The organism is Saccharibacillus endophyticus (assembly GCF_013185185.1).
Classification (GTDB): domain Bacteria; phylum Bacillota; class Bacilli; order Paenibacillales; family Paenibacillaceae; genus Saccharibacillus; species Saccharibacillus endophyticus.
In genome coordinates, this window is sequence record NZ_JAAZWE010000001.1 from 293,793 (window position 1) to 307,097 (window position 13,305).

The following is a 13,305-nucleotide window of genomic DNA, read 5'->3' on the forward strand; positions in this document are numbered from 1 at the left end:
AGACAAGGAGGCGGTTCCATGAGACTGGCGGAAGCGCTGGTACAACGTGCCGATCAGCAGCGAAAAATCGCCCAATTGAAGCAGCGGCTTGAACGTGTCGTGAAGGTGCAGGAAGGCGATGTTCCGGCGGAAGATCCGCATGTGCTGCTCGCCGAATTGCATGAGACGATCGGCAGCTTGAGCGAACTGGTGAAAAAGATCAACAAAACCAATTCTTTTACCAATTTCAGCGAAGGCAAGACGTTAGCTGACGTTCTGGCCGAGCGTGATCGGATCATGCAGGAACGCAGCGCGCTGAACGAAATTCTGGAAGCGGCTTCGGTCAGGCAGGATGTGTTCAGTCGTTCGGAAGTCCGTTTTTACCGCACCATCGAAGTCTCTGAGCTGCAAAAGAAAGTCGACGAGTTATCCAAGTCGTACCGCGAACTGGATTTTAAAATTCAGGAGAAGAACTGGACGGTTGATTTGATCGAAGGCTGACTTTATTGAGTTGTCTATTGAGCTATCCATCGCGCAAGCAGGTAATCCGCATCATCGAAGCGAGCATAACCCCTCAACGGGCATGTTGAAAATGGATCGGGTGCCGGGCCAAGCCCGAATAACTAACCTTTTAGCCCAATACCGTAACAAAAGTGCGTGCACGGATGTATCGGGAACTTCTTATTGTAACTACCGTATGCTGGTCGATGAACGGATGAGGGCGGGTCAGGGGATTTGCGCGAAATGTTGGAAGCGGAGGGATCGTATTGCGAACACGAGTCATAGGGGCAGCGGTCGGTTGCATAGGGCTGGCTGTGCTTCTGGCCGCGTGCGACGAATCGGAGCGACAGAAGACGACGGTTCAATCGCAGGCGGCGGAAGTCAAGCCGAAAAAAAGTGCAGAGGCTGCTTCGCTCCCGGATAGCGGATTAAGTTGGTCAACCTTCGACGAATATCCGTACGAGGATATCGGTTCGGGATTGCATATTCGAATCTACGAGATCGGCGGAGGCGAGCAGTTGCGGGTAAGCGGCACAAGCATGAAGCTGAACCCGACGGGCATTGCGCGGATTCGCCGCGACGGAACGGAGACGACGATCAAAAGTCAGGAAGAGTGGGAACGCGTACGGGAACAGATCGCCATGAACTGATTCCGGTAGCGCGTTCTTTTTTTATATAAGCATAGCTTCACGCTAACAAAAATTTCATTATCGAATTTTTGAGAACGGGGGGCTTTAAATGGTATAATGGCTGGGAGCCGATCCGAACAAGCACGGAGAAACTCATCCCAATACATCAGAGAGAGGGATCACAATGGCTAACGGACCAACAGCAGGTTTTCAACAAGACGATCGGCTTCAGCAGCTGAGCGAGAACGCAATCGATTGCACGGTCATTACCGTAAACGGAGCACGGATTCAAGGCAAGATCGAAGCGTTCGACCGTTTCGTGATCGTCGTTCGTACGCCCGCCAGCAAGCAGAGCCTGATTTACAAGCACGCCGTTTCGACGATTGTCGAAGGCATGGGTAAATAACGAGTGATCGCAAAAAAAAGGCCCGATGAAGCGGAACGCAACCTCCGTTTCTCGGGCCTTTTACGTGCGTGCGGCAAACCGACAGCATCGGTAGCCGGAGATTCGGGTAATGAGTAGCAGAAGAGAGAGCAATACCCATCATACACAGAGAGCAGGGAACTTTTCTATGACATCATCATCTCAAACCCATTTCGACCTGATCGTACTCGGAACCGGCAGCGCGGGACAAAGCGTCGCCACTTCGTGCCGGGAAAAAGGCTGGAGCGTGGCGATCATCGATCCGCTTCCGTTCGGCGGCACTTGTTCGCAGCGCGGCTGCGATCCCAAGCGCGTACTGGCCGGAGCAGCCGAAATTATCGCGCGCAGCCGGAATTTGAAAGGCAAAGGAATCGTCAGCGAGAACGCGCTCGACTGGTCGGATCTGATGGCCTTCAAAACGACGTTCGTCGAAGACATTCCGGAATCGACCGAAGAGAAATTCAAAGAAGCAGGCATTCATTACGTACACGGCACGGCTTCTTTTACGGACACGAACAAAATCCAGGTCGGCGAGCAGGAGCTAACCGGCGGAAAAATCCTGATCGCGACAGGCGCCAAGCCTGCCACGCTCGATATTGAAGGCGAAGAGCTGCTGATGAACAGCGCGGGATTCCTCGACCTGGAAAAGCTGCCGGAAAAGATCGCATTCATCGGCGGCGGCTACATCTCGTTCGAATTCGCGCATATCGCGGCCGAAGCCGGAGCGGAAGTGCACCTGATCCACAACAACGACAAGCCGCTCAAAAACTTCGATCCCGATCTGGTGGAAGCTTTGGTGGACAGCATGAAGAAGCTCGGCGTTAACTTCCATCTGAATACGAAAACGGAGAAAATCACGCAGTCGGGAGACCTATTCGTATTGGAAGCGAAAGAAGAAGGCAAGTCGCTTCGCTTGGAAGTCGGAGCCGTGATCCACGGAGCCGGACGGGTGCCGAATATCGACGAGCTGGATTTGGAAAAAGGCGGCGTCGAAGCGGATAAAAAAGGCGTAACCGTAAACGAACAAATGCGCAGCGTCAGCAACCCCGGCGTTTACGCCGCGGGCGACGTATCGGGTTCGCCAGGGCTTCCGTTGACCCCGATCGCCGGGCTCGAAGCGCGTGCGGTGACGGCGAACTTGTTGAACGAAGGAAACAAGACGCCGAACTATACGGCTACGCCGTCCGTCGTGTTCACTTATCCGATGCTGGCTTCAGTAGGCATGACCGAAGCCCAAGCGAAGGACAGCGGCAAAGACATTAAAGTCAACCTCTTCGACATGTCCGGTTGGTACACCTACAAGCGCATGGGCGAGAAGCACAGCATGGCAAAAGTCATCCTGGACAAATCCGACGGTTCGATCCTGGGAGCACACGTGCTGAACAGCAACGCCGAGCATCTGATCAATTACTTCACGATCGCGATGCGGCACGGCCTGACGGCGGAGCAGCTCGGCGATACGCTGTTCGCTTATCCGTCGGACGGCAGCGACGTGCAGTATTTGTTGGAATTGGAGTAATTTTTGCCAAGCTAAAGTAGAGACGCCCCTTGGTCAACCTGCTTTTTGAAACGAACGGGTTCCGTGCCGCTTTCCTATAGCTTGCTGCCCATCTCAATGTTCGTTTATGTTAGAATAGGAACAAAGAGAGGTGTCGAAAATGCTGCCGCTGCAAAGAAAACAGGAATTGGCCGCTTATCTGGCGGACAAAGGCGCCGCTACGCTGAAAGAAATGAGTCTTCGGTTCGGCGTTTCGGAAATGACGATCCGCCGCGACCTCAATATGCTGGAGCGCGAAAACGTGATCCGGCGATCTCACGGGGGTGCCGTGTATCAAGGCATGACGTTGCCGGCGGAACGTCAGGAACCGGCAATTCCCGACAAGGAAGCGGCCAACCGGGAAATCAAAGAACGTTTGGCCGCGTATGCCGCCCGTCATTTCGTGCGAAGCGGCGATACGATCGCGCTCGAAAACGGAACGACCGTATCGCGCATGGCCGAGCACTTGGGACATCTGGATGAACTGACGCTGTTGACCAACGGGATGGATACGTTCAACCTGTTTCGTCCCCACGTCGATTCAAAAAGAACGATGATCAGCAGCGGAGGCATTTTGCGAGGGAAATCGGGGACGTTGGTCGGACCGGAAGCGGAAAAGTTTTTCTCGCATTACCACGCCGATACGCTATTCTTGTCCGCCCTTGGATTCACGGTCGAAACCGGCTTCACCGACCCTAATTTGTTGGACACGCAGGTTAAAAAAACGATGCTCCGTTCGGCTCGCAAAGTGGTGATGCTGCTCGATTCTTCCAAAGTGGGTCAACGCTTTTTATCTCCCGTCGCTTCACTTGGCGAAATTGATATCCTGATTACCGACGAAGGCATGGATCGCGCAACCCGGCAAAAGATCGAACAAAACGACGTGGAACTTCACGTCGTTTAATTTTTTGCTTATTTGCGCAATTTAATGTTCGTTTGTGTTAATTTGTGTTATATTATGATAAATCAATCGAAAGGAGTGGGAATCGATATGTCACCAGGCTACGATAAAGAACCTTTTATCGCGATTCGGGGAGTCACAGACCAAGCCTGGACGGGATACGAAGAGATCGGGCGGGAGCTTATTTCGGCAGTCGGGGCAACAAGAACGGGGAAAACCGTGATCGTGCTGGAATGTTATCCGGGCGTACGGCAGGAGGAAATCGAGGGCGGTTTGCGCGAAGCGTTCGAACCTGTCATGCCGACGACGGTTATACGGGCCGAGGAGGCGGCGTTGAGTCCACGGCAAGTCGATCGCAAAACGAAGCGGTATATGACCGACGATCGCGTGTTCGGTTATATGGCGCCGTTCCGCATCGATGAATTTTATGACGCGGACAAAATCGACGAACTGCGCGAAAAGATTCGATCGGCGGAAAACGGAATCGTGCTGGTCGTCGGATTCGGCGCTTCGCTGATCGCGCGCGGCGACCTGCTGCTGTATGCCGATCTTCCGAGATGGGAGATTCAGCAGCGGTATCGAAGCGGGGAAACGGGCAGTTGGCGAAGCGAACATAAGGAACGGGACCCGCTGCGGCTTTTTAAACGCGGATTCTTTTTCGAATGGCGGATGGCGGACCGGCTCAAAAAAAGACTGTTGCAAGGCATCGATTACTATTTGGATACCGCTGCGTCAAACTCGCCGAACATGCTTACCGGGCATGCGCTGTTCGAAGGCATGAAGCAGGCATCGCGTCGGCCGTTTCGTTTGGTTCCTTATTTCGATCCCGGCGTTTGGGGCGGGCGATGGCTGGAAAAGCATATCGGGCTGCCGCGACGCGAGCATCCGTATGCGTGGGGATTCGACGGCGTACCGGAAGAAAACAGCCTATATTTTCGTTACGGAACGATTCGCGTGGAACTACCGGCGATCAATTTGGTGTTTTTCGAATCGATCGCGCTGCTGGGCGAAAAGGTCTATACGAGATTCGGCGCGGAATTTCCGATCCGATTCGACTTTCTCGATACGATCGGCGGGCAAAATTTGAGTCTTCAGGTACACCCGACGACCGAATACATTCGCGAGCGCTTCGGCATGACCTACACGCAGGACGAAAGCTACTACGTGCTCGATGCCGCGCCCGGCGCGAAGGTTTATCTCGGCTTGCGGGAAGGCATCGTGCCCGGCGAGATGCTGGACGATTTGCAAAAAGCGCAGGACGGCCGGGCGCATTTTCCGGCGGAACGGTACGTCGAGGCGTATCCGGCGAGCAAACACGATCATTTTTTGATTCCCGCCGGTACGGTTCACTGCTCCTCGGCCGGATGCATGGTGCTGGAGATCAGCGCGACGCCTTATATTTTCACGTTCAAGCTGTGGGATTGGGATCGATTGGGGCTTGACGGCAGTCCCCGTCCCGTTCATACGGAACATGGAGCCAACGTGATCCGTTGGGACCGGACCACCGACACGGTTCGCGAACAATGCGTCAATGCGGTTGCGGCCGTAGCACAGGGCCCGGGATGGAAAGAAGAACGAACCGGACTGCACGAGCTTCAGTTTATCGAAACGCGGCGTCATTGGTTTTCCGAACCCGTCGTGCACAAACAAAATGGAAGCGTTCACATGCTTAATCTGGTCGAAGGCGAAGAAATCACCGTGGAAAGTCCTACAAACATGTTCGATCCTTTCGTCGTGCGGTATGCGGAAACGTTCATCATGCCGGCCTCGGTGTCCGCGTACACGATCCGTCCTAGCGGTCCGAGCGAAGGGCAAACGGTCGCCACGATCAAAGCCTATGTGCGCGGATAGGAGGCTGCGGTCATGGCTTCGACGGTAATCATCGCGCTGGATGTCGGAGGTACGCAGGTCAAAGCGGCCGCGGTCATCGGCGGAGAAATCGCATCGCATACCATCGGCTACCATGATTCGCGGGCCGACCGCCCGGTCGGCCCGTTGATCGAACATTTGGTTTCAATTTTCGCGGAAACGCTCGCCAAAGCCGGTCCCGACGCGGTCGCGGACGGACTCGGGCTCGCTTTTCCGGGACCGTTCGATTACGCGCAAGGGGTCAGCCTTATCCGGGGACTGGGCAAGTTCGACGGCTTGTACGGGCTGCCCGTCGGGGAGCTGCTGCGGCGCGGGCTGGCCGGCGACGAACGCACGCGATACAGGTTGGCTCCGCATTTTCGCATTTTGTTCGAGAACGACGCTGCCCTGTTCGGACTCGGCGAATCGCTGCCGGGAGGAGCGGCCGAACGCGCCGGACGCGCGGTCGGGCTGACGATCGGGACAGGGCTGGGCTCGTGCTTTTTGGAGAACGGACGCTTGATCAAGCATCGAAGCGACGTGCCGGACGAAGGCTGGTTGTACAAGACGCCGCACGAAGAAGGCATCGCCGACGATTACGTTTCCCGAAAAGGCATGTTGAGCTTGGCCGACGCTTTGGGGCTGGATTCGTCTATTGACGTTCGGGGACTCGCCGGGCTTGCGGATGCCGGGGACGAAAAAGCACGGAAGTCGTTCGAGGAATTCGGTCGCCGCGCTTTCGTCGTCTTGGGTCCTGCGCTGCTGGAATTCGGGCCTCATATCGTCGTGTTCGGCGGACAAATTTCCAAAAGCGCTCATTTGTTTCTTCCCGCTTTTGCCGCGGAAGCTTCGCGGGCGGGACTGAACGCGCAGCTTCGAATCAGCGCCGATACGCTTCGAGCCGCGCTGCGGGGGATCGATGTTCTTTTGAGAGGAAGCCTGTTCGAATAAAATCCGCACCATCAAATTCAAGACGCGATCGGGGGTACCCTATGCAAACCGGAACGAAAAAATGGAAGATTTACGTCATTCATCATTCCCATACGGATATCGGCTACACGGAGCGCCAAGAGAAGATCGAGCAGTATCACGTCGATTTTATCCGGCAGGCTTTGGAAATCTGCGAAGCCGCGCGAACGGAAAAACGTCCCGAATGGCAGGGCTTCAAGTGGACGTGCGAAACGTTCTGGGCGGTCGAACGGTTTTTGGAAAGCGCGTCGGAGCAGGAAAAAGAGGCATTCGCCGACGCGCTGCGGCGGGGAGACATCGAGCTGTCGGGCAGTTATTTGAACATGACGGAGTTGGCCGGGTACGACCTGCTTCGGGAAATGGCGTCGAGGGCCGGAACGTTCGCGGAACCGCTGGGCGTCAAGGTCCGGTCGGCGATGACGGCGGATATCAACGGATACAGCTGGGGATACGCGCAGGCGCTGGCCGACGCGGGCGTCGAAAACCTGCTCAGCTGCATCCATACGCATCACGGCATGTACGCGATCGGCCGCAAGCAGTTTCCGTTTTATTGGGAAACGCCCGGCGGTCAAAGGCTGCTCGTATGGAGCGGCGAGCATTACATGATGGGCAACGATCTGGGGCTGAATCCCGACGGGATGCTGTCGTATACCGTCCAGGACGAACATCGGATATGGGGCATCGCCGAAGACCCTATGAAAGTAGCGGAACATCGCATATCCCGCTATCTGGAGCAGTTGGAGAAGGAAGGCTATCCGTACGACTTCGTGCTGCTTAACGTGATGGGGCTGCTGCGGGACAACGCGGCGCCGAACGGACGGATCATGAGTTTTATCCGGGAATGGAACGCCGAGCACGGCGATGCGGCCGAGATCGAGATGACGACGCTGAACCGGTATTTCGATCTGCTGCGGGAGCAGGAATTCGAGATCCCCGTATACAGGGGGGATTGGCCGGATTGGTGGTCGGACGGCGTCGCTTCGACGGCGATGCACACGCAGATTTTCCGCGGCGCGCAGCGCACGCTGTCGCTAGTCGATCGCTTGGACCGGCAGCGCGGCGAACAAAAAGAAGCCGACGATACCCGGGAAGCCCGGCAGCAGCTTTTGATGTACGCCGAGCATACGTGGGGCTACCATTCTTCGATCTCCGAGCCGTGGCATCCGATGGTGCAGGAGTTGGCGGTACGCAAAGAAGCTTATGCCGCCGGAGCGAGCCGCGCGGCATTCCGCTGCCTGGACGCAAGGCTCAAGGACCGCGGAGACGTCCTGCTGCGGGCGGGGCGGACTTTTACGTACGCCGCGTTGAACACGTTCGATCGTCCGGTGACCGATCTGGCCCTTTTTTATCTGGAAGAACAATGGGAAGCGGATTATTTTCGGGACGGTCTTGAAGTGGTGGACGAACAAACGGGACAGGTCGTGCCGCATCAGCAGGAAGCCGTCAGCCGCGGGTATCAGATCGCGATCATGGCCAGCCTGGAAGCCGGAGAAGAGAAGCATTACTTGATCCGGGAAGCTTCGAAACCTGCCGCCGGGCGCACGACGAGCAGTACCCGGTTGGTCGGAGCCGACCGCGTGCACGATATCCGGGACCTGATTCCGCCGCTCGCGAAAGAACCGGGCAGCGGCATCCTCGTTACGCAAAACGGCATCGAATCGGCCGACACGAAAATTTCGTGGCGCCAGGGGGAAGGCATCGTGTCGTGGATCGACAAAAAGACCGGCGCGGAAATGATCGACGGCCGTCAGGAGCACGGCGCGTTCACTCCCGTTTACGAAGTGACCGAAGGCGAGCGCGGCGATCAGATGACGGTTCGAAGAATCATGGGGCGCAACCGAAAAGGCATGAACGTCCGCCGCTCCGCCGGAACGCTGATCGGCGTCAAACCGATCGCGAACGGCGCTTTGTACGCGATCGTCGAGCTGACGTACCGGGTAGAAGGCATGGCGCATTATTCTTTGTTCCTCAAAGCGTACGTCGGGCAGCCTCGCGTCGACGTGGCCGTGCGCATACACAAAAACAGCGTGTGGGAGCCGGAGAACGTGTATATTTCGCTGCCTTTTGCCGGTCCGGACAGCGGCCAACTCTGGCTCGACAAAGCGGGTGCCCCGATTCGGCCGGGCATTGATCAGATTCCGGGAACGTTGACCGATTTTTACTGCATCCAGGAAGGTTTGGCTTTTGCGCGAGAAGACGGCGGGCTTGCGTTGGCGACGCCCGATACGCCGCTGATCCAGACCGGACCACTGGATTTCGGCGAACGCAAAGTGCATGGGCAGCAGTCTGCGGACGACGTGCCGTCGCTGTATGCCTGGGCGATGACGAATTACTGGGAAACCAATTTCAAAGCGACGCTGGGCGGGTTTTACGAATTCCGGTATACGCTTCAATGGGGAGAACCGTTTCATCGGGCGGAATCGGCGCTTGAAGCCAATGCGAGCGTAAATACGGGAACGACGGCGTTCCGTCGCCGTTCGAACGGATGAGCCGCACGCAGGTCGCAAGGCAACCTAATCAGGGGAGGAAACCGGCATGAACGCGAAAAAATGGCTGGCTTTGTTTTGCGGAAGCGCGCTGCTCGGAGCGACGGCGTGCAGCGGGGGCGGATTGATGGGAAGCGACGAACCGGCCGTCAGCGATTCCGCGCAAACCCGATCGAACGTGACGGGAGAAGACGGACCGTTTGCCAAGTATGACGAGACCGTGAAGCTGACGCTGGGACGGCAGGGCGTTTCGGGCAACAATCTGCCTGACGGAGACACGTTAGAAGATAACGAATATTTGAATTACGTGGAAAAAAGATTGAACGTGGAGATCGGATACGACTTTTCGATCGAGGATTTGGAAGCGTACAATCAAAAAGTGACGCTCGCGATCGTCAGCAACAAAATCCCGGATGTCATGGTCGTCGACGAGCAGCAGTTTCAGCGTTTGGCGAAAGCGAACATGCTGGCCGATCTGACGGACGTTTACGAGCAGTACGCGTCGCCGCTGATCAAAGAGTATTACGGTTCGTACACCGACGACCGGGTACTGGAAACCGGTCGCATCGACGGAAAATTGTATGCGCTTCCGAACACGAACATCGACGGAAGCTACCAATTGCTTTGGGTGCGCAAAGACTGGTTGGACAACCTCGATCTTCAGCCGCCGAAAACGATGGACGAGGTAAAAAGCGTCGTCGAAGCTTTCATGCGCGACGACCCGGACGGCAACGGAAAAGACGATACGATGGGACTTCTCGGAGATACGGCGGTCGTGGGCGACGGAGGCTTTTTCACGTTCGATCCGGTCTTCAACGCCTATCATTCTTATCCGGGCAGTTGGTTCAAAGACGACGCGGGCAATATCGTGTACGGTTCGACGACCCCCGAAACCAAGCAGGCGCTCGGCGCGCTGCGGGACCTGTACGCGGAAGGCTTGATCGACAAAGAATTTTTGACCCGCAAATGGGAAGACAACGCCGGGCTCGTATCCAGCGGACGCGCGGGCATCCTGTTCGCGCCGTGGTTCGCCGGATGGGCCATGTCCGACGCGGTCAAAACCGATCCGAACGCGGATTGGCTGCCGCTCGCGGTACCGCTCGACGAAGCCGGGAAACGCAATATCGTGCCGTCTGTACCTGCCGGATCGTTCCTGGTCGTCAATAAGCAGACGGAACATCCGGAAGCCGTATTGAAGATACTGAATACGGAGTACGAAGGCATCCGGCTGCTTGATCCGGCCGCGCAGGAACTGTACAAAGGCCAAGGCGTCGGTTGGTTGAATTATCCGCTCAACCTGCAATTGGATTATCAGGATTCGCTGGCGCGGGATATCCCGATCTACGACCGGGCTCTGGAAGACGGGAACACGGAAGGGCTGCCGGAACGCATCCTGCCGCGCGTGGAGTCGGTACTCAAAAACGCCGAGAATCCGAAGCGGGACATCGCCGCTTATGCGGATACGCTTGCTTACTACACGGCGGCTGCCGTAACCGGATCGAAAGAGTTGAACAAGGTCGAACCCGTATTTTACGGCAATACCGAGACGATGCTCAAACGCGGCTCCAATTTGGAAAAGTTGGAAAACGAAACATTCCTCAAAATCATTACCGGAACCGCTCCTTTGGACGAGTTCGATACGTTCGTGACGACATGGAAATCGATCGGCGGCGACGCCGTTTCCAAAGAAGTCGCGGATATCGCGAATAACCGGTAACCGCCATGAAAAATCGCGCGTTCATCGGTCATTACCATCTGATGCTGCTGCCCGGAATCGCGCTCCTGCTCGTGTTCAGCGTGATTCCGATGCTCGGCATCGTGATCGCTTTTCAGGATTTTCAACCGACGCTGGGCATTTTTCGTTCGGATTGGGTCGGCTGGGACAACTTCCGCTATATGTTCTCGCTGCCGGACAGCCGTCTGATTTTCGTCAATACGCTGGTCATCGCTTCGCTCAAAATCGTGTTCGGCATGCTGGTTCCGTTCGTGTTCGCGCTGCTGCTGCACGAGGTCATCCATATCAAATTCAAACGGATCGTGCAAACGGTCGTCTATTTGCCGCACTTTATGTCATGGGTCATCCTGTCCGGCATTTTGATCAACATGCTCAGCCTCGAAGGAATCGTCAATCAGATCGTCGGCTTGTTCGGCGGGGAACCGATTTTGTTTTTGCAAAGCAATTCCTGGTTTCGGGGAGTGTTGGTCGCGAGCGACGTGTGGAAAGAGTTCGGGTTCAACACCATCATCTACATCGCCGCGCTGACCGGAATCAATCCGAACTTGTATGAAGCGGCGGCGATCGACGGCGCGAACCGTTTTCAACGGCTGATCTACATCACGATTCCGGGCCTGCTGCCGACGATCATTTTACTGGCGACGCTGAGCCTGGGCAACGTGCTGAACGCGGGTTTCGAGCAGATTCTCAACTTATATAACCCGATCGTATACCAATCGGGCGATATCATCGACACGTACGTGTACCGCGCGGGTCTTCAGGAAGTGCAGTACGGGTTGGCGACGGCGGTCGGCCTGCTCAAATCCGTGGTCAGCTTCCTGCTCATTGCCGTTTCGTACACGCTGGCCGCCCGCTTCGCCAATTATCGCATCTTTTAAAAGGAGGGAACGGCCATGATCCGCGGAACGAACCGGTTCGTCGATTGGACGATCTACCTCATTTTGACGCTCGTCGCTTTCGTGTCGATCGCGCCGATCGTCAATACGCTGGCGATTTCGTTCAGCGGCAAAATCCCGGCCATGTCCGGTCAGGTATTTTTTTGGCCCGTGGAATTCAACCTTAGCGCTTACGAATCCATTCTCAGCGACCGCGATTTTTTCGTCGCGTTCGGCGTGTCGATTCAAAGGGTCCTGCTGGGCGGCGCAATCAACTTCATCATCACCGTCCTGATGGCGTATCCGCTGTCAAAGCCTGCCAGGATGTTTCCCGGACGCAACGCGTACATGTGGTTCGTCATTTTCTGCATGCTGTTCAGCGGCGGTTTGATCCCGTGGTACATGACGATCTATTCGTTGGGATTGCTCGATACGATCTGGGCGCTTGTTTTGCCGACCGCCGTGCCGATCTTCAACGTGATTCTGCTGATGAACTTTTTCAGGGGCATTCCGAAAGAACTCGAAGAGGCGGCGAATATCGACGGAGCCGGTCCATGGAAAACGCTGTTTGTCGTATTCCTGCCGATCTCTCTGCCGTCTCTCGCCACCGTGACGCTGTTTTCGATCGTAGGCCATTGGAATGCTTTTTTCGACGGGATGATCCTGATGCAGCACAAAGAAAACTGGCCGCTGCAAACGTATATCCAACAGCTCATCATCAGCGTCAATTCGATCATGAACACGACCGATCCCGAAGAAATCCGCCGGCTGACCAATATGTCCAGCCAACTGCTCAACTCCGCCAAAGTCATGGTATCGATGGTTCCGATTCTGCTGATTTATCCGTTCCTGCAAAAGTATTTCGTCAGCGGAATCGTGCTCGGAGCGGTGAAGGAGTAAGTTCCCGAATCTTGAACGGCCCGGTCCGCTTTTCGGCGGCCGGGCTGTTCGTCTGTCCATCGCGTTCCGCTTCCGTTTCGAAATGAATTTGCCCTCTTCAACGAGCCGCAAGTTCTTTCTCGGCCGCCGAATCATAACGCTGCCAAGGAATCGATGCTGCGCCCAGCTCGTCAAGATACGCCACGTACTGCGAATCTCCGCAATACTTGGGAACGCCGTCCGCATCCTGCGACATCAGAACGATCGGCATGTCCGGAAAATAAGGCTCGTACTTCGCCGCTGCTTCTTCGCAAGTCCCCGAAAATCCGAGCACATGCAGCTTCACCGCAACCACCGCGAACTTCCCGCCCTGCCGTTCCATCACTGCGCCGTCAAAACTCATCTTATTCGCCTCCGATTAAAATAGGTTACACCTTTATTAAAACAGATTCGAAATTTTATGTTGTGAACCATATCACAAATTATAATAAAAATTGCAAACGTTTTAATATCTTGTCAGACTTAAATCAATGGATTGCGAG

The 13,305-nt window shown here is 55.7% G+C and carries 12 protein-coding genes; 11 read left to right on the top strand and 1 reads right to left on the bottom strand.

What is annotated here, in order from left to right:
• The first annotated feature begins 18 nt into the window (after positions 1–18).
• The 11 genes from HRQ63_RS01430 (at position 19) to HRQ63_RS01480 (ending at position 12,784) form a co-directional block, all read left to right on the top strand.
• Positions 19–480 (top strand): DIP1984 family protein, encoded by a 462-nt coding sequence (locus tag HRQ63_RS01430; RefSeq protein WP_172238036.1) that lies wholly within the window; start codon positions 19–21, stop codon positions 478–480.
• Positions 481–746: 266 nt separating this feature from the next.
• A complete protein-coding gene (locus HRQ63_RS01435; protein WP_172238039.1) occupies positions 747–1,130 on the top strand; it encodes a hypothetical protein in 384 nt (127 codons plus the stop codon).
• A 163-nt stretch (positions 1,131–1,293) separates the two neighbouring features.
• Positions 1,294–1,515 carry an RNA chaperone Hfq gene (gene hfq, locus HRQ63_RS01440; protein WP_172238042.1) on the top strand — a complete coding sequence of 74 codons (222 nt, stop codon included), beginning with the start codon at positions 1,294–1,296 and terminating at the stop codon, positions 1,513–1,515.
• A 166-nt stretch (positions 1,516–1,681) separates the two neighbouring features.
• Complete coding sequence (locus tag HRQ63_RS01445) at positions 1,682–3,052, top strand: dihydrolipoyl dehydrogenase family protein (RefSeq protein WP_172238045.1); 1,371 nt, start codon at positions 1,682–1,684, stop codon at positions 3,050–3,052.
• A 139-nt stretch (positions 3,053–3,191) separates the two neighbouring features.
• Entirely contained in the window at positions 3,192–3,974 is a 783-nt protein-coding gene (locus HRQ63_RS01450) for a DeoR/GlpR family DNA-binding transcription regulator (RefSeq protein ID WP_229714093.1), read from the top strand.
• An 87-nt stretch (positions 3,975–4,061) separates the two neighbouring features.
• Positions 4,062–5,822, top strand: a complete 1,761-nt coding sequence (locus HRQ63_RS01455; RefSeq protein WP_172238051.1) for a class I mannose-6-phosphate isomerase — start codon at positions 4,062–4,064, stop codon at positions 5,820–5,822.
• Between the two features lie 12 nt (positions 5,823–5,834).
• The gene (locus tag HRQ63_RS01460; protein ID WP_172238054.1) at positions 5,835–6,770 is read left to right on the top strand and encodes an ROK family protein; all 936 of its coding nucleotides are present in this window, start codon (positions 5,835–5,837) and stop codon (positions 6,768–6,770) included.
• A 41-nt stretch (positions 6,771–6,811) separates the two neighbouring features.
• Entirely contained in the window at positions 6,812–9,277 is a 2,466-nt protein-coding gene (locus tag HRQ63_RS01465; protein WP_172238057.1) for a glycoside hydrolase family 38 N-terminal domain-containing protein, read from the top strand.
• Positions 9,278–9,323: 46 nt separating this feature from the next.
• On the top strand, positions 9,324–10,991 hold the full coding sequence (locus tag HRQ63_RS01470) for an extracellular solute-binding protein (RefSeq protein ID WP_172238060.1): 1,668 nt from the start codon (positions 9,324–9,326) through the stop codon (positions 10,989–10,991).
• A 5-nt stretch (positions 10,992–10,996) separates the two neighbouring features.
• Positions 10,997–11,887, top strand: coding sequence for an ABC transporter permease (locus tag HRQ63_RS01475; protein ID WP_172238063.1), 891 nt, complete (start codon positions 10,997–10,999; stop codon positions 11,885–11,887).
• 15 nt (positions 11,888–11,902) lie between these two features.
• Positions 11,903–12,784, top strand: coding sequence for a carbohydrate ABC transporter permease (locus HRQ63_RS01480; RefSeq protein WP_172238066.1), 882 nt, complete (start codon positions 11,903–11,905; stop codon positions 12,782–12,784).
• Positions 12,785–12,881: 97 nt separating this feature from the next.
• Here the strand turns inward: HRQ63_RS01480 and HRQ63_RS01485 are convergent, their stop codons facing one another.
• The gene (locus HRQ63_RS01485) at positions 12,882–13,166 is read right to left on the bottom strand and encodes a hypothetical protein (RefSeq protein ID WP_172238069.1); all 285 of its coding nucleotides are present in this window, start codon (positions 13,164–13,166) and stop codon (positions 12,882–12,884) included.
• Positions 13,167–13,305 lie beyond the last annotated feature (139 nt).